The organism is Marinilactibacillus sp. 15R, assembly GCF_001895285.1.
GTDB lineage: Bacteria > Bacillota > Bacilli > Lactobacillales > Carnobacteriaceae_A > Marinilactibacillus > Marinilactibacillus piezotolerans.
In genome coordinates, this window is the sequence record NZ_CP017761.1 from 1,361,208 (window position 1) to 1,381,481 (window position 20,274).

Annotated in this window: 21 protein-coding genes; 9 read left to right on the forward strand and 12 right to left on the reverse strand. The window is 34.7% G+C overall.

The genetic code is table 11. The features are described 5' to 3' along the window. The first annotated feature begins 22 nt into the window (after positions 1-22). Entirely contained in the window at positions 23-1,579 is a 1,557-nt protein-coding gene (locus BKP56_RS06565) for a bifunctional metallophosphatase/5'-nucleotidase (RefSeq protein ID WP_072694347.1), read from the forward strand. A gap of 55 nt (positions 1,580-1,634) precedes the next feature. Here BKP56_RS06565 and BKP56_RS06570 read toward each other — a convergent pair whose 3' ends face one another. The 10 genes from BKP56_RS06570 to BKP56_RS06615 form a co-directional block, all read right to left on the reverse strand. After that, on the reverse strand, positions 1,635-2,537 hold the full coding sequence (locus BKP56_RS06570) for a cation diffusion facilitator family transporter (RefSeq protein WP_072694348.1): 903 nt from the start codon (positions 2,535-2,537) through the stop codon (positions 1,635-1,637). 472 nt (positions 2,538-3,009) lie between these two features. Continuing rightward, positions 3,010-3,651 (reverse strand): bifunctional phosphoribosyl-AMP cyclohydrolase/phosphoribosyl-ATP diphosphatase HisIE, encoded by a 642-nt coding sequence (hisIE, locus tag BKP56_RS06575; protein WP_072694349.1) that lies wholly within the window; start codon positions 3,649-3,651, stop codon positions 3,010-3,012. Beyond that, entirely contained in the window at positions 3,644-4,408 is a 765-nt protein-coding gene (gene hisF, locus BKP56_RS06580; protein ID WP_072694350.1) for an imidazole glycerol phosphate synthase subunit HisF, read from the reverse strand. The genes hisIE and hisF overlap by 8 nt, the downstream gene beginning before the upstream one ends. Then, entirely contained in the window at positions 4,405-5,109 is a 705-nt protein-coding gene (hisA, locus tag BKP56_RS06585) for a 1-(5-phosphoribosyl)-5-((5-phosphoribosylamino)methylideneamino)imidazole-4-carboxamide isomerase (protein ID WP_072694351.1), read from the reverse strand. The genes hisF and hisA overlap by 4 nt, the downstream gene beginning before the upstream one ends. Beyond that, complete coding sequence (gene hisH, locus BKP56_RS06590; protein WP_072694352.1) at positions 5,106-5,684, reverse strand: imidazole glycerol phosphate synthase subunit HisH; 579 nt, start codon at positions 5,682-5,684, stop codon at positions 5,106-5,108. Before hisH ends, hisA begins: the two co-directional genes overlap by 4 nt. Continuing rightward, positions 5,681-6,262: an imidazoleglycerol-phosphate dehydratase HisB gene (gene hisB / locus BKP56_RS06595; RefSeq protein WP_072694353.1), complete on the reverse strand. Its 582-nt coding sequence runs from the start codon at positions 6,260-6,262 to the stop codon at positions 5,681-5,683. The genes hisH and hisB overlap by 4 nt, the downstream gene beginning before the upstream one ends. Then, the gene (locus BKP56_RS06600) at positions 6,238-7,257 is read right to left on the reverse strand and encodes an aminotransferase class I/II-fold pyridoxal phosphate-dependent enzyme (protein WP_072694354.1); all 1,020 of its coding nucleotides are present in this window, start codon (positions 7,255-7,257) and stop codon (positions 6,238-6,240) included. Before BKP56_RS06600 ends, hisB begins: the two co-directional genes overlap by 25 nt. Next, positions 7,257-8,507, reverse strand: a complete 1,251-nt coding sequence (gene hisD / locus BKP56_RS06605) for a histidinol dehydrogenase (RefSeq protein ID WP_072694355.1) — start codon at positions 8,505-8,507, stop codon at positions 7,257-7,259. Before hisD ends, BKP56_RS06600 begins: the two co-directional genes overlap by 1 nt. Position 8,508: 1 nt before the next feature. Continuing rightward, complete coding sequence (hisG, locus tag BKP56_RS06610) at positions 8,509-9,111, reverse strand: ATP phosphoribosyltransferase (protein ID WP_072694356.1); 603 nt, start codon at positions 9,109-9,111, stop codon at positions 8,509-8,511. Positions 9,112-9,144: 33 nt separating this feature from the next. Next, positions 9,145-9,975 carry an ATP phosphoribosyltransferase regulatory subunit gene (locus BKP56_RS06615; RefSeq protein ID WP_072694357.1) on the reverse strand — a complete coding sequence of 277 codons (831 nt, stop codon included), beginning with the start codon at positions 9,973-9,975 and terminating at the stop codon, positions 9,145-9,147. 233 nt (positions 9,976-10,208) lie between these two features. Here BKP56_RS06615 and hisJ point away from each other — a divergent pair, with 233 nt between their 5' ends. From hisJ to BKP56_RS06635, 4 genes are all read left to right on the forward strand, one after another. Continuing rightward, a complete protein-coding gene (gene hisJ, locus BKP56_RS06620) occupies positions 10,209-10,988 on the forward strand; it encodes a histidinol-phosphatase HisJ (RefSeq protein ID WP_072694358.1) in 780 nt (259 codons plus the stop codon). Positions 10,989-10,991: 3 nt separating this feature from the next. After that, entirely contained in the window at positions 10,992-11,213 is a 222-nt protein-coding gene (locus tag BKP56_RS06625) for a YdbC family protein (RefSeq protein ID WP_072694359.1), read from the forward strand. A gap of 174 nt (positions 11,214-11,387) precedes the next feature. Continuing rightward, on the forward strand, positions 11,388-11,984 hold the full coding sequence (locus BKP56_RS06630) for a nitroreductase family protein (protein ID WP_072694360.1): 597 nt from the start codon (positions 11,388-11,390) through the stop codon (positions 11,982-11,984). A gap of 406 nt (positions 11,985-12,390) precedes the next feature. After that, complete coding sequence (locus tag BKP56_RS06635) at positions 12,391-13,326, forward strand: alpha/beta fold hydrolase (RefSeq protein WP_072694361.1); 936 nt, start codon at positions 12,391-12,393, stop codon at positions 13,324-13,326. 438 nt (positions 13,327-13,764) lie between these two features. Here BKP56_RS06635 and BKP56_RS06640 read toward each other — a convergent pair whose 3' ends face one another. Then, positions 13,765-14,364, reverse strand: a complete 600-nt coding sequence (locus BKP56_RS06640; RefSeq protein ID WP_072694362.1) for a ribonuclease H1 domain-containing protein — start codon at positions 14,362-14,364, stop codon at positions 13,765-13,767. A gap of 466 nt (positions 14,365-14,830) precedes the next feature. Between BKP56_RS06640 and BKP56_RS06645 the strand changes: the two genes are divergently transcribed. Continuing rightward, positions 14,831-15,940, forward strand: a complete 1,110-nt coding sequence (locus tag BKP56_RS06645; protein ID WP_072694363.1) for a 5-methyltetrahydropteroyltriglutamate--homocysteine S-methyltransferase — start codon at positions 14,831-14,833, stop codon at positions 15,938-15,940. 52 nt (positions 15,941-15,992) lie between these two features. Beyond that, complete coding sequence (locus BKP56_RS06650; protein ID WP_072694364.1) at positions 15,993-16,625, forward strand: copper homeostasis protein CutC; 633 nt, start codon at positions 15,993-15,995, stop codon at positions 16,623-16,625. Positions 16,626-16,695: 70 nt separating this feature from the next. On the opposite strand, the gene BKP56_RS06655 is transcribed toward BKP56_RS06650, so the two are convergent. Then, positions 16,696-17,262 (reverse strand): hypothetical protein, encoded by a 567-nt coding sequence (locus BKP56_RS06655; RefSeq protein ID WP_072694365.1) that lies wholly within the window; start codon positions 17,260-17,262, stop codon positions 16,696-16,698. Positions 17,263-17,417: 155 nt separating this feature from the next. On the opposite strand from BKP56_RS06655, the gene cls reads away from it, so the two are divergent. Both cls and BKP56_RS06665 read left to right on the forward strand, forming a co-directional pair. After that, the gene (gene cls, locus BKP56_RS06660; RefSeq protein WP_072696043.1) at positions 17,418-18,959 is read left to right on the forward strand and encodes a cardiolipin synthase; all 1,542 of its coding nucleotides are present in this window, start codon (positions 17,418-17,420) and stop codon (positions 18,957-18,959) included. A gap of 126 nt (positions 18,960-19,085) precedes the next feature. Further along, on the forward strand, positions 19,086-20,108 hold the full coding sequence (locus tag BKP56_RS06665) for an IS30 family transposase (protein ID WP_072693812.1): 1,023 nt from the start codon (positions 19,086-19,088) through the stop codon (positions 20,106-20,108). The last annotated feature ends 166 nt before the right edge of the window (positions 20,109-20,274 follow it).

Consider the following 20,274-nt stretch of genomic DNA (forward strand, 5'->3'; position numbering starts at 1 on the left):
ACATAGATTGGGGATACTGATAATGAAATTAACTATTTTTGAAACAAGCGATGTTCACGGATACCTTTTTCCGACGAACTATCAAGAACGAGGTCTAAACTTAGGATTCGGGCTATTTAAATTAGCTTATGCATTGAAAAAAGAAATGGAATCTATAAAGGGACCGACAATTTTAATCGAAAATGGCGACTTCATCCAAGGATCTCCTTTAAGCTTTTTTGTGTTGAAAGAAAAAGGCCAAGCAAACTCTTTGATTGACGCATTAAATGACTTACCTTATGATGCAGGTGTTATTGGGAATCATGAATTTAACTATGGATTAGATTATTTGAATTCTGCAGTAAATTCAGCAAGATATCCTGTTCTTTCTGCAAACGTTTTGAATGAACAAGGTAAACCAGCATTCGGTGAGCCTTATATTCTTCTTGAAAAAGAAGGAGTCAAAATAGCCATTCTAGGATTAACAACACAATATATTCCTCATTGGGAACATCCGGAAAATTATGCTGGATTATTTTTCCAATCTGCTTTAGAAACTGCAAAAGTGTACGTTCCAAAACTCAAAGAATTAGCAGATGTGGTAATCGTAAGTTATCATGGCGGATTTGAGAAAGATATTGATACTGGAGAAGAAACAGAGATCCAGACAGGAGAAAATGAAGGATACAAACTACTAACTGAAGTAGAGGGGATAGATGTTCTGCTTACTGGCCATCAGCATAGAGAGCTCGCTCAGATGAAAAACGGAATACCCACAGTTATGCCTGGTCATAAAGGATCTTACTTAGGCAAAGTTACTTTGGACCTTGAACAGGAAAACAAAAACTGGATAATAAAAGCTGCACAGCCGGCATTAATTCAGATATCTGAGAAAACTCCTGTGGAAATTAATCTTGCTGATAAATACGAAGAATTGAATCAGGAAGTTGAAGACTGGTTAGATCAACCGATTGGTAAAGTAACTGGAGATATGACGATTAAGAATGTTGAACAAGCGAGAATCATTGAACATCCTTATATTGAATTCATTCAAAAAGTACAGATGTATTACACAGACTGTGATATTTCCGGAACGGCTTTATTCAATAATGAAAGCAGCGGGTTCAATCCTCAGGTTACAATGCGGGATGTAGTAACTAATTATATTTTTCCGAATACGTTAGCTGTTCTTAAAGTAACGGGTGCAGAACTGAAAGCAGCCATTGAACAATCTGCAGAATATTTTGTGTTAAATGATCAGGGAGAAATTGATGTCAATCCAGATTTCATTGAACCAAAACCACAAATGTATAATTATGATATGTATGAAGGAGTAGAGTATACAATAAATGTCTCTAAACCATTTGGTGAGCGAGTAATTGAATTTAATTATAAAGGTAAGCCTGTTCAAGCAGATGATATCTTAGAAGTGGTTATTAACCAATACCGAGCGGTTGGTGGAGGAGATTACACGATGTTTGATGCTTCTAAAATCATACGTGAAGTAACGATTCCAATGAACGAATTGATTGGAAATTACTTTAAAGAATTTGGAACAGTAAAAGCAACTGTTAATCATAATTTTAAAGTAGTGAAATAAACTGTAAAGTATAAATGAATCAATAAAAAGCTGAGTAACTAGAAGTACAGTATTTCTAGTTGTTCAGCTTTTTAAATATGTTTTTTTTAAGGTGATAAGGTTCTACATGAACATCGGTATGCATGACATCAAAATTCTCATAAAGTAATTCTTCAATCTTTTCAGTTATATCATGCCCTTCTTGCACAGTCATCTCGGAATCTACTAATATAGTAATATCAGCATAAATATTTGTTCCATACATTCTAGCTTTCAGCGAAGCGATTTCTCTGACTTGTGGTAGTTCAATTACTGCGGCATGATATTCCTCCAGCTCAGTTTCATGAAATCCATCTGATAATGAAAAAGTGCTTTCTCTGAATACTTCTACTCCGGTTTTTAGTATGATTAGTGAAACGATTATGGCCATCACACCATCAATCCAACCCCATCCAAGAGCAGAAGCAAATATCGCTATGGCAGTTGCTAAACTGGTCAAAGCATCAGCAAGATTGTCTTTTGCAACAGCTGCAAGTCCATTAGATTGAACTCGTTTTGATAAATTTAAATTGTAGCGATAAACACATAGCATGACGATAGCCCCAATTATCGCTGCAATAGCTGCTAAACGGTTAGGAGGGACAACATCTCCAGATATTAATCGATTAATAGTGGACTGTAAAACTTGAAACCCGACAAACAGCATAGCGAACGAAGTAATCAGACTTGCTATCGGTTCAGCCTTCCAGTGTCCGTATGGATGATTGGAATCTGCAGGTTTTCTTGCAGCTCGCAACCCAATCAATATGGTTACAGAAGAGATAACATCTGTTAAATTATTTAATCCATCTGCACTTAATGAAGTAGAATTAAATCCATATCCAACAATTAATTTCATAAGTGCCAATAGAACGTACACAACGATGCTGATTCTTGCACCTCGTTCTGCAGATTGAATTCGTTCATAGCGATTTTCCATATATAACCCTCATTTATTTCCTAAGTCAAACACATAATAAAACCTATCTTTAAAAGATAGGTTTTATTATGTGTTTCATCAATTTATTTAATTATACATTATAGTGTCAATCGTACTGTTTAAATTGTTTGATTTCAATGATAAAGAGAATAAATTTAAGATTATTTTAGATTGTTGCAAAAAAAGAAAATCTTTTTAGGAAGAGTAAAAAATTATATTCTAAGGGAAAATCCCTCCTAATTATTACTTAGTTAATTATTAGACTACGGATGATTGTTAGATTTTGTACCTCGCTGGAAGGAATAAATTAAGGTATCTAAAAATCTGTAAAATAATAAAAAAGGATGTCCAGTTGAAAGCGATAAACCTCATTTAAACTTTATAATCTAAAGCGAAAAGAGAAAAATGATAGTAAAAAACACGTCAATAAGGTTATCCCAATTGACGTGTTAGAAATATTATTTAAAATACTTTACCATTCTTGAATATCTTTGCGCTCGCCTTTAAAGTTATTTTGTTTGTTATGACGGGCAGACAGGACTGATTCGACATCGGATACAGATACTCCGGAATCATGCAAGAGAACCCCTAAATGGTACAAAACATCTGCTGCTTCATTTGCAACTTCTTCTTTATTTTTGTTTTTAGCGCCTATAACTACTTCAAATGCTTCTTCTCCAAATTTTTTAGCAATTTTGTCTGTTCCTTTGGATAAAAGATAGTTAGTATATGATTTATCGTCAGAAGACTCTGCACGCTCGCGTATGGTAGCTTCAATATCTTTTAAAGTAAATGAAGATTCTAAATTAAAACAACTATTTGTTCCCGTGTGACAAGTAGGACCAGCTGGATCTACTAGGATAAGAAGCGCATCTTGATCGCAATCCAAGTACATATCTTTAACGTACTGAACATTACCGCTGGATTCGCCTTTTTTCCAAAGCCGTTCTTTAGATCTAGAGTAGAACCAGGCGACTTCTTCTTGCTTAGTTAATTCGAATGCTTCTTCGTTCATGTATCCCACCATACGTACTTCTTTGTTTGTATAATGTTGTAAGATAACTGTTAATAATCCTTTTGAAAAATCAGGGTTTAAGTCTGCATAGTTAGACAATTCGCATTGGCACTCCTTTTTGTATGGAAAGATCTTTTACTTCTTGGATTGATACGTCTTCATCGTGGAAAATGGAAGCAGCCAATCCAGCTGATACATCTGTTTCAAGGAAAAGGTTAACAAAATGTTCTGCGTTACCAGCGCCACCTGAAGCAATGACTGGAATAGTCACTGTTTCTTGGATTAACTTGAGCAATTTATGATCAAAGCCTTGTTGCATGCCGTCATAATCCATGCTGGTAACCAATAGTTCACCAGCTCCAAGTGCTTCTGCTTTTTTGACCCAGTCCAAGGCTCTGATAGTCGTAGCCTTTTTCCCCCCGTGAGTATAACAGAACCAATCTTGCTGTTTTGCATCCCATTTAGCATCTAAAGCAATACAGATACATTGGGAACCGAACTTTTCGCTTGCTTCTTTAATCAGTTCTGGGTTTCTTAGCGCAGCTGAATTCAAACTTACTTTATCGGCACCTGCTTTAAGCAGTTTAGAAATATCTTCAACAGATTGGATTCCTCCACCGATAGTCATAGGAATAAATAGTTCTTTGGCAGTTTGTCTGATTACATCTATCATTAAAGCATGACCAGTTTCGGTTGCTGAAATATCCAAAAAAACCAATTCGTCTGCACCTAAAGCATTGTAGCGTTTTGCTAAATCAACAGGTTTTCCGATTTCTCTTAGACCTTTAAATTGAATACCTTTAACAACCACACCATCTTTAACATCTAAACAAGGAATAATTCTCTTTTTGATCAATTGATACCCTCCCAGAATTCAGGCTTATTTGCAGCTTTACCCACGATTGCAGCTGTAACACCGACTTTTTCAAGTTCATGCATATCTTTTAAGCTTCTGATGCCACCCGAAGCTGTAATGGGATGAGGAGAGAGTGCAACTAGCTTTCCAGTTAATTCTACATTCGGACCTGACATCTTTCCATCTTTTGAAATATCAGTATAGATAATACCACCTAAATCAAATGAAGCTGTTTCTTTAGCAATATCATAAATGGTGCGTTCTTCAGTTTCCGTCCAGCCATTGACTGCTATGTGTTCTTTGACAGCATCCAGACCCAAGTAAATCTTATTTGGATAAAGTTCAGTCATCTTTTTCAACCAGGGTAAGTCTTGGAGACCACGAGTTCCTACAATTACATATGAAGCACCGTTAGATAGATAATAGTCGATGGTTTCTCGTGAGCGAATTCCTCCACCGATTTCAATTGGAACCTTACTATGTTGAAGAAGATTAGTGATAAATTCTTTTTCTGCCGGTTTTTGGTGAAGAGCACCCATCAAATCAACAATGTGGATTCGAGTCACTTGATTAAACTGATTATAGTAGGCAATAGCTTCTTCAGCTGTTCTACTCATTACCTCTTTTGATTCGTACTTACCTTCAGTTAATCGTACACTTTGCTGGTCAATCAAATCGATTGCTGGCCATAATTCGATCATACTTTAAAACCGCCTTTAAGAGCCTGGTCTAATATCTGTAGTCCTTTTTCTCCACTTTTTTCTGGATGGAACTGAATACCTACGATTGATCCTTTCTGAACAATTGCAACCACATCTTCTTCGTATTCGGCAGTGGCTATAACATTTTGATCAGTGTGTACTTTGAAAGAGTGGATGAAGTACACATCATCATCAAGAGAAGGAAAACTAGAATGTAGCTTGTTCCATCCTAAATGGGGTACAGCTACGTTACCAGTGATTTTTTTGACTGTTCCAGGAAGATAACCTAATCCATCAACGTTGCCTTCTTCACTGTGTTCGAATAACAGTTGCATACCTAAACATATTCCAATAAAGGGTTTTGTTTCTTTAAGATCTTCTAGCACAGGAAATAGTTTTAGTTCTTCAATTCTATTCATGGCATCTTTATAGTGACCCACACCGGGTAAAATAATTTTATCGGCTTTTTCTAGTTCCTTCTGATCATTTGTAACCATGACTTCATATCCTAAAAATTCAAGAGCGTTTGTTAAATTAGCGATATTACCTAATCCATAATCTACAATTGCAATCATTCTTGAATGACTCCTTTCGAAGAGGGAATTCTATCAATATCTGAATCGCTTAAAGCAATTCTAAGACTTTGAGCAAAAGCTTTAAACAAAGCTTCAATCTCATGATGTGTATTTCCACCACGGATTAAGTCTAAGTGAGCAGTGATACGTGCATTGATTGCAATAGCGTAGAAAAACTCTTTTACCAGTTCTACATCAAATGTACCAACTTTTTGAGCAGTAAATCTAGCTTCAAAATGCAAGAAAGGACGTCCGCTGATATCGATAACTGAACGTGCAAGTGTTTCATCCATAGGAACGTAAGCAGTTCCGTAGCGCTGGATTTTTGTCTTATCTACATTGAGTTCAGCAATGGCTTGACCAAGTAATATTCCTACATCTTCAGTTGTGTGGTGATCATCAACATCTGTATCACCATTAACTTGAATGTCAAAAATAAAGTGACCATGAAAAGCCAGTAAATCCAACATATGATTTAAAAAACCAACACCAGTATCGATTGTTGAAGCTGTAAGTCCTCGCTCCACAGATAGGCGAATCGAAGTCTCCTTTGTTATGCGTTCTTTCTTGATGACCATTTTTCATCTCTCCATCTTTGAATAATTTTTCTGATTTCTTCTAACTCATCTTCTTTTGCGATAGAGTATCGAACAGCTTTTTTTAGGGCAGCAGAATCTTCTTCCGGATACATTCTCGGTAAAAATCCGTTCTCAATAATATAATTTCCTAAATCAATAGCATCGTCGCCATAGGTAAACAAGAAATTTGTATGACTTTCCAGCATAGGAATGATATCGCCGACCTCTTCTTTAAAAATACTATGCAATTGTCTAGAAAGAGAACGATTGAGTTCAATAAATTTATTTAATCTTTCAGGTTGGTTCAGTAAGTGAACAGCTACATTTAATGAAAAAGTATTTAGTGGATAAGGATGAGCAATCGAGTCCAGTAAATCCATGGTTTTGCGAGTGGAGGTCGCCACTCCTATACGAAGTCCAGCTAGTCCATATACTTTAGAAAGAGTGCGAAGGCGAATAACATGATCGCCTTTAGGATAATCAGTTAGTTCATCAACAAATTCACCATAAGCTTCATCTAGGATAAAGTATCCATTAACTTCTTTCATCAGTTCTGCTGCTTTGAAGATGAACTCTGAAGGATGTAAGATACCAAAAGGATTATTAGGCTGTGAGAATATAAAAACAGAAGGGCGCAATGCTTTGATTTGTTTATAGGCTTCTTCATAATCAAACGTAAAATCTTCGTTCGATGACAATTTGATGATGTCTTTGCCAAATTGTTTTGCATAGACATCGTACATCACGAAATCTGGATCGAATGTAAGGATGGGACCATTACCTAAGACAATAATAGATTTTTGGATCCATTCATCTGAGCCGTTAGCAAAAGAAACAAGGGTTGGGTCAAGCTGGTTGAAAATCGCATAACTTTCTTGTAAGTCTTGATATTCGTTTTCTGCATATTGATTAAATTGTGTGTCAATTGCGATTTTTGCAATTTCCTTTTCTGTTAGTGCTCTATAAGGACTTTCATTTTTATCAATTCTAATCATTATTTAGTATCCTCCAGTCGGAAATAAAGTGAGTCGTGATGCGCCTGTAACGCTTCTTCTTTTGCCAAACGAATTCCGGAAGGGGCCATTTCAGTGAAAGTTGAAGGTTTCAGATTAATTACTGAATTTGTTCTTAAAAAATCATTTACAGATAAGCCATTTGAAAAACGAGCATTTCCACCAGTGGGAAGAACATGACTTGGTCCTGCAACATAGTCTCCGATTGCTTCTGGAGAGTATGGACCGATAAACAATGCTCCGCCAGTAGTAATCAGATCAACATAAGACTCTGCATCTTTTGTCTGAATAGAAATGTGTTCTCCGGCAATCAAATTAACTACTTCGACGGTTTCTTTTTTTGAAGCAGTATGAACAGAGTAGTGATGGCTTTTCAGACTTTTTGAAATAATAGCAGATCTAGGCTGTGATCCAACTTTTTTATCTACTTCAGCCATGATCTCATGTAATTTATCTTTGTTTTCGCTAATTAAAAATGTTCTGGCTTGCACATCATGTTCTGCTTGTGCCAGGAGATCGTAAGCAACCCAATCTGCTCTAGAAGCATCATCTACGACAACAACGATTTCACTAGGACCAGCGATAGAATCGATTCCGACATCTCCATAGACTAGTTTTTTAGCTAAAGCAACATACTGATTTCCAGGTCCAACGATTTTATCAACTTTAGGTATTGTCTCAGTTCCGTAAGCTAAGGCAGCAATGGCTTGAGCTCCACCTATTTGATATACATGATCAACATTCACAATATGACAAGCAGCTAGTATTGCCTGCTGGACCCCATCAGTTTGTGGAGGGGTTACAACAATAGTTTCATTTACGCCTGCTACGTTAGCGAGCACAGTAGTCATCAAGACAGTTGAAACCAGTGGAGCAGTTCCACCAGGTACGTAGATACCAACTCGATTCAAAGGATGGATTTTCTGATATAATTCAGAAGCTTCACTTTGTTTCCATTTAATAGATTTCTGATATTTTTCGATGTTTGTTTTAGCAGTTACCAGAGAGGTTCTCAGGTCATTATTGATTGATTGATAAGCGTGTTTTAAAGAAGAAGATGGAATTTCTAATTCAGCTAATTCAATCGAATCAAACTTTTTAGAATAATCGAATAAAGCTTGGTCTCCATTTTGCTGGACTTCTTTGATAATAGACTGAACGCTATCTAACAAAGTCCAGTCAATATCATTTTTAGTTGCATAAATTTCTTTGAAGGTATTAGTTGTATACATATCAGCCCATCCTTAATTGATTGATAACTGTTTGAATCTCATCATTTTTTGCAAAATAAGCGTGTTTGTTAGAGATCAAACGAGCATTAATTTCATCTAATTGAACTTGTTCACTCAATCCGTTTTCTTTTAAAGTTGTTCCAGTCTGTACAATATCCATAATAGCATCTGCCATATCAATTGTTGCTGCTAGTTCCACAGAACCTTTTAATTGAATAATCTTGACAGGCTGTTTGATTGAATCAAAATAGTTTTGAGTAAAATTGATATATTTAGTTGCTACTACGGGATATACCTCTTTAGGCTTCTTGGCCGCTATTGCAAAATGGCAATAACCAAAAGGTAAATCCATTAGATTATTAATTTGACGATTTTGTTCGAAGAGAACATCGCTACCTGTAATGCCTAAATCCGCTACGCCTTCTTCTACATAAACAGGGACATCTTCACCCTTCACTAATATGAATCGAATAGAATCTGTTTCTATAACGAGTTCACGTGATACTGATTTTAATGCAGTACTCCAAGTTGTTAAGTTTTTTTCATCAAGGTATTTTATAAAGTCTTTAAGCTGTCTTCCTTTAGATAAAGCCATCGTGATCATAAGTGATATTCCTCCATCAGTTATCTTAAAATTTTAAATGTTCAGCCCAATTCCAAAGGCATTAGTAGGACTAGAGTACTGTCCGCCAGAAGCAATCGGTTCTACTTTATCTTCTGAGTATAATTGAATAGAAATACCTTTATAATATGTTTGAGAAGGTAAAGCCAACATATCTCCATAAACGTAAGAGACGTTTGCTTCAATCAAAACACTTTCCCAAAGATTCATTTCTTCGATATGACGTTTCAGATGAGGCATATGTTCTTTTACATAACTGGCTTGCTCTGCAGCGGGGTGAGACATCAATTCCAAAATAGGATGTTCACTGCCAAGCTGTACTTTTAAAGCATCACGATTGCGTTCTTTTATAAACTTGCATGTTAATTCATCGGCTAATTCCTCTTTAGAGAGTAAATTTTTTAGTAATGTGTTATGACTAATAACTGCAACAGATAAAGATATGTTTAATTTATTTTTGATGTAATCTACCATTTGCTTCATTACAGCAGTTTGTTTAGAAATATCGTTAGTAAAGGTTTCAAGACCATATTGATGTTTTTCATTGGTTAAAGTATATACTGGACCGGAATAAGCAATTTTTTCAGAGTCTAACTGATACTTTTGTCTGTATCGAACAATCGCGTTCGTCCAGTCACTTCTAAGTGCGAATAAAGAGCCTTCATGCTGCCATTTATGGCGTTCGTTCATTAGACCAAGATCATCTTCAGATAACTTTGTCCAATCAAATTGTTCAATTGCAGAGAGATCGATCAAGTCATAGCCTAATCCATAGAAATGATGGAGGAAGTCCAATTCTTGACGTTTTTGATGGAGTATGGATTTGTTCAGGCTTGTTGAATGCATAATATAGCTTCCTCTTTTCATAGTAGTTTAATAATTATTGTTAGCAAAACTTGTTATTAGTAAGTTTTACTAATAACAAAAATAGTAACATAAAGCTCGGTTTATATGAATAGATTCAATGAAATTTGTCATGTATACTGCAATAAAGAGAATAAGTAGCTAATAATTAAATTAGTCAGAACTGAAATAATAAGATAATATATAAAATATAGGAAATTGAAAGTAGGTATAAGATGAAAATAGATACACATGTTCATACAAATTATTGCCCTCATGGATCAAATGATAAAATGGAGAACTATGTAAGAAGAGCGATAGAATTAGGTATAAAAAAAATGACATTTACTGAGCACGCGCCATTGCCAATCGTAGATACTGTACCCACTAAAGATAGTGCAATGGACGAAAAAGATGTCTATGAGTACTTAAAAGAAGTAAAAGGATTGCAAGCGAAATATAGTCGCAAAATCGAAATAAATGCAGGATTTGAAGTAGATTATATTGAAGGTTTTGAACAGGAGACACGCTTATTTCTAGAAAAATATCCTGAGACGATTAAAAACTCTATCCTGAGTGTACACTTTTTAAAATTACCGGATGAAACATATTTTTGCATTGACTATAGTAAAGATAGTTTTATACAAAAAGGAGAAGAATTAGGATATCAAACACTATATTCGATTTATGAAAAAACAATGGAAAAAGCTTTATCAGTACCTTTTGGAACCATGACACCAAAAAAAATCGGACATATCAATTTAATTCATAAATTTCAGAAAGCATATGAACATCAAGATACGATCAATTGGACTAAGTTGTTAAAAATGACAAAAAATAATAGTTATACGCTTGATTATAATTTTGCAGGTTTGGATAAAAGTTTCTACGGGAAAACTTATCCAAATGAAGAGATTATATCGGAAGCTCTTGATTTGGATCTGAAATTAGAGACTGGTTCAGATGCTCATAAACCAGAAGAGGTAGGGCGACACTTTATTGAAAGGGAGGAATAATAAATGGCTGGAATTGAATATGAAATTATGGAAGAAATCGGCGTGATAAGCGAAAGTAAAAGTGGCTGGAAAAAAGAGCTGAATATTGTAAGATGGAATAATAATGAACCGAAGTTTGACATAAGAGATTGGAGCCCTGATCATTCTAAAATGGGAAAAGGGATGACTTTTTCTGCAAACGACTTGTCTTCCTTAAAAGACTTGCTTAACAAACTAGATTTATAACAATTTCCTTCTCCTCATTTTTAATTGAACTAACTATCAGCAAGCTAAGTTGAGGGGAATCATACGATAATAATTATTACGAATCTGAAGTTTATTATTGAAATTATTTTTAGAATAGTTATAATGGAATTAGTTACGAAAAGTAAGGTTAATATAGAAGGGAAGTTTTTAAATATGCAATTTGTTGATGAACTAAAAGCACGTCGTTCTATTTATTCATTAGGAAGTGACGTTGCAGTATCAGAAGAAGAATTAGTTAGTTTAATAAAAGAAGTAGTGAGAGAATCACCAACTTCATTTAACTCTCAAACATCAAGAGCAGTTATTTTGTTCAACGACGAACACAAAAAATTATGGAATTTTACTGAAGAGTTACTTAAACCATTAACTCCAGAACAAGCTTTTCCAAACACTCAAGCTAAATTACAAAGTTTTGCTAATGGTAAAGGAACAATCCTTTTCTTTGAAGATCAAGATGTAGTGAAAAATCTTCAAAAACAGTTTGCGTTATATGCTGACAACTTCCCTATCTGGTCTGACCAAGCTAGTGGAATTGCTCAAGTAAATGTTTGGACTGCACTGGCGCAACTAAACATTGGTGCTAACTTACAACATTATAATCCAGTAATCGATGAGAGAGTTGCACAAGAATGGGGAACTCCTTCAAACTGGAAACTTAGAGGGCAATTGGTATTTGGTTCACCAGAAGCTCCAGCGGGCGATAAAGAATATATGAATGACGAAGATCGTTTCAAAGTATTCGGTAAGTAATTAAAATAATAACTAGAGCACTTCCTCATTTTAGAGGAGGTGTTTTTATTTCGGTATAGGAGCATAAGAAATCGCATATCGAGACTGCGACCAAGCTAGATAGAATGTAAAATCCCGTCAAATCTAGGAAACTCAATCTTTGATATGACGGTTTTTTTGATGTTATACACTTCAAATTATTGCTCAATAGAGACATTTCTCCTAGATTCTTTTTATATGAATATAACTGGATCCTAATAATTAATTTAATATACAAAATCAGAATTCTAATAAGGGAATGGATAGGTATGATTGCCTATATGACTTTGAAGGTTATTTAGAATGCTGACTACTTAAACTAAGAGGATACTTGTTAGTTTATGGTAAAATAGGAGTAGAGGTTATATGAACAAACGTACTTAAATTAATGGGCAGAAGAGTGAACGAAAGATGCTTAGGAGGAATACGCATTATTTCAATTTTACAGATAAATCAAAATAAGCTAGAGATATTTAGGAAAGGTAACAAAGGAAAAGCAATTGTTTTTTTGACAGGGATGGGCTGCTCCTTTGATGAGTGGTACAACATTACACAGACTTTAGGTGAAACGAATAGAATAGTTATGTTTCATCGACCTGGACTCGGTAAAAGTGAAATTGGAAATGAAGTCCGTAATACGGAGGCAGTTGTTAAAGAATTGAATGATTTATTATCAGTTCTTGAAATAACCGAGCCAATTATATTGGTTGGGCATTCATATGGCGGATTGTGTGTACAACATTTTATTAAAGTTTATCCTAAAAAAGTTGCGGGAATAGTATTAGTGGATTCAACTTCTGTAGATTTAGAGGAATTAGATACGTTAAATTTACCTGTATTGGATGAAGAGGATAGGATTTGGTTAGAGAAATGTAAAACATATGCTTCAATGAGATCAGAACAATTAAGAAAAAATCTAAATCCTATTCTTCCTAAAAAGCTGAATTTAGTTCCTAAAGAAATTAAAAAACGATTATTAGATTTTCAAGTAAGCCCTTCTTTATACAAAGCAATGTACTCTGAAATCAGTAATTGGAAACAAGATGCTAAAATAATTAAGTCTTTAGGGAAAACTCTCAATGTACCGCTTATTGTCATAGGGCGAGATAATGAGTTTTGTATTAAGTTGGAAGCTCAAAGTGGCTTACCAGAAGAAGAATTGAGAATCTTTGAAGAAAAATGGCAAGAACTCATTATAAGACAAGGAAAACTTACAAGCAATAGCAATATTGTGTTTGCACAAAGCTCAAGTCACTCTATACATATGGATAGACCAGATATCATTATTCAATCAGTTTTTGATATTCTGGATAAATGTAATTGAAGTAATCGGAAGGATAATAGAGTGATAAATGAAAAGAATACTTGAGTTAGTAAAAATCCAAGTATTCTTGTATTTTTTGTTGATAAATAGGGTCATAGCGCTTTTTAGAGTGAGAATCGCCTTGCTATTTATAATTTTTCTAAATAAACTTATCTTTATTTGGCTCAATGAGTAATTGAGCTGTTTGAATATAGCGAAGAGAGCAGAAGTAATGAAGGTTGTCTAAAGGTTGTGCGTTTGGATACTAAGAATTTTTTACTCAGACTTATTACGTTTGATCTCATCGTTAATTCCATACTATCCATACAGTGACTTGGTCTGGTGGATGTACTGAATACCTACCTAAGGCAGATTTTACTTAACCAATAATTAAATAACTGACTTCCAATGATCAACAGTATCTAATAGATAAGTATTAAAACAGTGGAAATTTTATTTTTATCGAACTTTTAAAGCATCCTTTGCAAGCTGATCAGCCAATTCATTGAATTCTACTCCAGAATGAGCTTTCACTTTCTTAAATTCTACCTCAATATTTTGAGATAATTGTTTGAAATAAGCAACATAATCTTTTGATACAGCCTTGTTCGTACGCCACTTTTCGGTAGCCCACATTTCAATACCCAAGTAATCATAATGAATGACAACTTTTTTATATCCATTATTTTTAGCCCATTTAACTGCATTAAGGCTCCCAAAACATTCTCCTGCAATTTGAAAGCTTTCTACATATTTAGGATCATTATCTGCATTGTTTAATGTGGCAAGTACAGTATTATTTTTCAACATTACCACTCCATAGCTGTAACGATTATTCAACTTATCAAATGAGCCATCTACATAAGCAGTTACAGTGTCTTCATCAGAAACCTCTATAGCCTGTTTGGAAGGAGATAGGTAGTTTTCTGCTTCATTTTTTGATGAGAATGATTTAAATTCTGCTCCTGAAAAACCAGAAACTTGTTGTTGAGCTTCTGCCCAGGAAGTATAAATACCTGGATTTTTACCTTTTTTGATTGCATAATATTTTTTAGCCATACTTACCTCCGGTTGATTGTGCACTTATTACTTTATGGAACTATAAAGTAAATGTCAATATACTTAATATGGATATAATTTAAAAGCCATTAGAATATATTGACAAAGAACTTATGATTAAGTACATTAGAGATAGCTTATAATGAGGCATTACTTTAAGAGAGAATCCATAGAGTTTAAGATTTTGAAAGCTTTTTTTTTAAAAGTAATAAAAGAACATTGGAAATGATGTTCGGGTAGAAAATTTTACTCAAAACTGAATTAAAGAGTTACTAGTATAGTGATTCGGTATGAAGAACAGCTTTCTATAAAAAATCAATAAAGCATATGAGCTTAATGAATGAATCAGTGAAATAATAATATTGTATTAATGGTGCATCTGTTAAATCCTTGGATGAAAGATTTATTCTTATCCAAGGATTTTCTATTATAGCACAAGCATAAGTTAATTGAGAGGATGTTTCAAATGACAAAAGTTATACAGACGGCCCCATATAGAGTAGACCACGTAGGAAGTCTTTTAAGACCTGAAATATTGAAATCATCAAGAAGTGCTTTTGAAAAGGGAGAGATTTCAAAGTCTCAGTTGAAAAATATTGAAGATCAAGAAATTAAAAGAATTATAGAAAAACAAAAAGAAATTGGATTAAAAGCGATTACTGATGGAGAATTCCGACGGGGATGGTGGCACCTTGATTTTATGTGGGGAATCAATGGGATGGAAAAGTATCGAAAAGAGCATGGATATAAATTTGCAGGAGATATAGAGAGTGAGCCATTGGATGTTCGTACTATAGATAAAATTAGTTGGAATAAAAATCATGAGTTCTTAGATCATTTTAAATTCCTGCAAAATTTTGTGGGAGAAGATGCTGTATCGAAATTTTCGATTCCTAGTCCAAACCAGTTCTTACATGAAGGAATTAGAAGGAATGAACACTATCCAACCATAGAGTTATTCTGTAAGGATTTAAGAAAAGTCTATAACGAAGCAATACAAGATTTTTATGATTTAGGTTGTCGCTATCTTCAAATTGATGATGTGTTTTGGGGTTTTCTAGCTGCGGACGGAATTAAGGATGAACTCATTCCAGAAGAAGAATGGGAACTGTTAAAAAAAATGGCTAAAGAAAATATCCAAGATATAATCTATAATAAACCAGAAGACTTAACGTTAACAACTCATGTTTGTAGAGGGAATTATCGTTCTTCCTATGCAGCAGCGGGACCGTATTATCCAGTCGCAAAAGAATTATTTGAAGAAATTTCATATGATGGGTACTTTTTAGAATATGATGATGATCGTTCTGGAGACTTTGGTCCTCTAAATTATTTTACGGGGAAAGGTAAAATTGTTTTAGGATTAATGACTTCGAAATTTCCAGAGTTAGAGGATGTTGAAGTGCTTAAAGCCCGTATAAACGAAGCCGCAAAGTATGTACCGAAGAGTCAGATTTGCATCAGCCCGCAATGTGGCTTTGCTTCTACTGAAGAAGGAAACATTTTAACTGAAGAAGAACAATGGGAAAAACTGGCTCATTTAGTTGATCATGTAAATACACTATTTGCTGATTAGAAAAAGATGACAGGATAAAATTCAACAAATTAGATAAATAGGGGAATTTAGAATGTTAAAAGAATTTTGTGCTGAAAACTTCATAGATATTCCAAAAGCGATTCAAGCCGGTGCAGATAGGATAGAGTTATGTGATAATCTTGCTGTAGGAGGAACAACGCCTTCCTTTGGTGTAATGAAGCATACTTTAGAATATTGTAGCAAGCATTCTATCCCTGTGATGACAATGATTCGTCCTAGGGGAGGCAACTTTAACTACACGTTGGCTGAAATAGAAATAATGAAGCAGGATATTAAGATGGCTAAAGAGGTTAAAATAGATGGGGTTGTATTTGGATGTTTAACATATGAAAACCGTATTAATCGTGAACAGATTAAGGCGTTACTCCCTCTTTGTAAGGGATGTGAAGTGACTTTTCATATGGCATTTGATCAAATTCCTATAGAATACCAATTAGAGGAACTTGAATGGCTAATATCACAAAATATTACCCGTATATTAACTCACGGAGGCATAAATGGATCTCTTCAAGATAATGGTGAAAAAATAAATAAACTGATTGAACATGCTACAGGAAGAATCGAGATTTTGCCTGGCGGTGGTGTTACGTATAAAAATCTACCGCAAGTGGCCAAAATCATTGCAGCTAATCAGTTTCATGGGACTAAAATTATTGAATTTTAAAACTAAAGAGCCGGATCATCTTTTGACAATCTAAAAGATAATCCGGCTCTTTAGTTTAATAAATAATAAATTAAGAATTTACGCTAAGGTAAGTGCGATTACGTTCTTTGAGGACTTTATAGATAAACTGACCAACCGTTAAAAAGAAAAGTATTGAAAAGGGAATAAAAAACAAAAATGATTCTCTAACGATGTTGATAGAAGCTACATGCCAATAAGTAAAAGCTACTCCGGCAGTTAGAAAGCCATTTAAGGATAGAGAACCAAGGGAGGTTTTAGAGATTTTATTGAGTACTTTAACACCTATTGCTAACCCTATAGAAATAAGAGCCGTGTATCCTAACATATTAGTAATTGCGAACAATCCAATAGAGGTTAGTAACTGAATTTCTGTATAAATGTGAATTCCTGCTAAACCTAAACCAGATAAAATTAGAAATTTTGAAGATAGAGTAGAATGTTTTTTTGCTGAAAATGCAAGCAATGCTAAGCCAATATAAACAATGGTACCAGCAATCATTGAACTACTTCGTTCAGGGTATTGAGGTACTATAGAGAAGAATAGCCCCACTAATAATAAAACGATGGATATACCAAGAAGTCCACTAAACAGAAAATTATGAGTTGATTTATTCATATTCATTATTCTCCTTTCATTTTCTAATATTCTTTATGTTAATAATTTATCACAGAGTTTTAGCGAGTACGAATGATTTGCTTAAAATCATTCGTGACAATAGATAGTAAAACAGGCATACTTATAGGAGAATCTGATACAAAGGAATGATAGATATGATACATAAATGGATGCTTCAGATTTTTAGGCGTCGAGTCTTACTAGCAATACTTATATTGATACAATTTGGGATTTTTGCAGTTTTGATCAATCAGTCAATTACTTATTCCATTTTTTTGAAGACTTTATTTACTTTTCTTTCCATTGCAATTGCATTGCATGTAGTTTGGAAGAAAGGAAAGGAAGCTTATAAAATTACTTGGATATTACAAGTGTTGATTTTCCCGGTTTATGGGGCCTTGTTTTATCTAATGTTTAATCGACAAACTAAAACAAAAAAATTACAAAAAAAATTAGAAGATGTATATGATTTTCACCAGTCATATTTATACAATGAACAATCTGTATTTTTAGAAGCCAATAAGTGCTATCCAGAATATGGAGCTCAGATGTACTATCTTCAAGAAACAATGGGGTTTCCGGTATATAACCAGACGGAAGTTAACTATTATCCAATCGGAGAAGAATACTATCAGGCAATGCTTGAAGAACTAGTCAAAGCAGAGCACTATATATTTTTTGAATTTTTTATTGTCTCCGAAGGAAAGATGTGGACAGAAATTCAGGAAATTCTAATAGAAAAAGCCGCTTTAGGGTTGGATGTTAGAGTAATGTACGATGATATAGGTAGTTTTGTAACCATTCCTAAGGATACAAAGAAACAGTTGGTTGAAAATGGGATTGACTGTCGTATTTACAATCCTTTTCATCCAGTGCTGACTTCCTCACAAAACAATCGAGATCACAGAAAAGTGCTATCGATCGATGGAAAAGTAGCTTTCACAGGGGGGATCAACATTGCAGATGAATATATCAATGAAATTGAACGATTTGGACATTGGAAAGATACAGGGATTAAAATGAAAGGTCCGGCAGCTTGGAGGCAAACATTGATTTTCTTGGAACTATGGCAGACTATGGACGAAGCCCTGTTAGAGAGTGAAATGAATCTTCTTGTCCCAAATTTTAAAGTTACCAGCCAACCAAAAGAAATTGGATATGTTCAACCGTTCGCAGATAGTCCTACTGATACACAAAACGTGGGAGAACAAGTCTTTGTTAAAATGATTTATGAAGCTAGAAAATCGATATTGATCAATACACCTTATTTAATTCTGGATGAAAATTTAGAAATAGCTCTTGTACTAGCAGCTCAAAGTGGAATAAGTGTGAAAATAATATTGCCTAAGATCTGGGATAAATATCTAGTTCATATGACAAGTCGTTCTTATTATAAAGATTTAATTAACGCAGGCGTAGAGGTTTATGAATATACTAATGGGTTTATGCATGCAAAATCGATCATAGTTGATGAAGCAGTTGCCGTGATCGGAACTATTAATTTTGATTATAGAAGCCTTTATCTACACTTTGAAAATGCTGTGGTCCTATATGGCGTTCCAGCAATTAAAGATATGATAGAAGATTTTGATCAAACTATATTAGAAAGTGAGAAAATTAAGATTGAAGACCTCTCTCAGTCACTTATCGTAACATTCTCTAAAAGGATTCTAAGGTTGTTCGCTCCGCTAATGTAAATTATAAAAATAGATTTATTTAAAACGCGAATTTTATAATTAAACTAGAAAAAGATATTTGAAAAACCACACGTGTTCCCTTAAAGTAGTTTGTACCACCAAATCTACAAGGAAGAAGGAACACGTATGGCTCACAAACAGTTTACCATGGATGATATCATCCTCATAGAAAAATATTATTTGGCAGATGTAACGACTTCTAGAATTATTGAGATCATGGGCAAAAAACAGCCGGTTTATGATGTGATCAATTTCTTTAAGACTGGGAAAAATTCAAAAGAATTCTGGGAACAGAGAAAGACAAAACAATCGCGTTGTGGTCGTAAACGTTTAAAACTTTCTGTTGAAGAAGAAGGTCATGTCGAACATCTGCTTCGTCAAAAGTGGTCACTTGATATGATCGCCAATCACCATAAAGCAGATAGTACCTTTCTTGCTTTTTCTATGGGGGCTACTACTCTTTATCGCCGGGCAAGAGAAGGGATGTTTGATAAACACCTTCTTCCAATGAAAGGAAAACGCAAACCTAATGGGCACAAGGAGAAACGCGGAAAACAAGCCTTCACTCGGAATATTGCTCAACGAAAAATTGACCACCCTAATGTAGAGAAAGAATTCGGTCATCTTGAAGGCGACACGATCGTTGGATTGAAGCACAAAAGTGCAGTCGTTACTTTTGCAGAGCCCTTGTCTAAGATGATTTTCACATTCAAACCGGCGAGTCGCAAAGCCAAAGATGTAGGAAGGGTCATCACTGACTGGCTCAATCATTTACCGGCACATTTCTTTAAATCACTCACCTTTGATTGTGGAAAAGAGTTTTCAAACTGGAAAGATATTTCTAACGCGAACGATATTGATATCTATTTTTGTGACCCTGGAACTCCTTCACAACGGCCATTGAATGAAAATTCAAATGGTATTCTTCGAAGGAACGGACTGCCCAAAGAAATGGATTTTAACAAGGTAAGTGAAACATTTATTCAATCCATGTCTGATGAGAGGAATCGAATTCCAAGACGGTCTCTCGGGTTCAAGACACCCATGCAAGTATTCGTAGAAGAAATTCACAATAATTTGGGACAAGCTATTTCTCTTGCCTCCCTCCAGAAATGGGCGGAAAGAACATTTTGTCCGTCAGCTGTGTAATCTAACACAGCGAGTCAGCGACTACAAGAGAAGAGCACTCTTTCCGTCACTGACACGCCGTGTTTTAACGTTTACGCCGACCGACAGAAATGACTTTCCTTATACTTGCATTTATTCATAAAGGGAACATGAAGGAGTATAAATATTTTCTAGTTTAATTTGACAA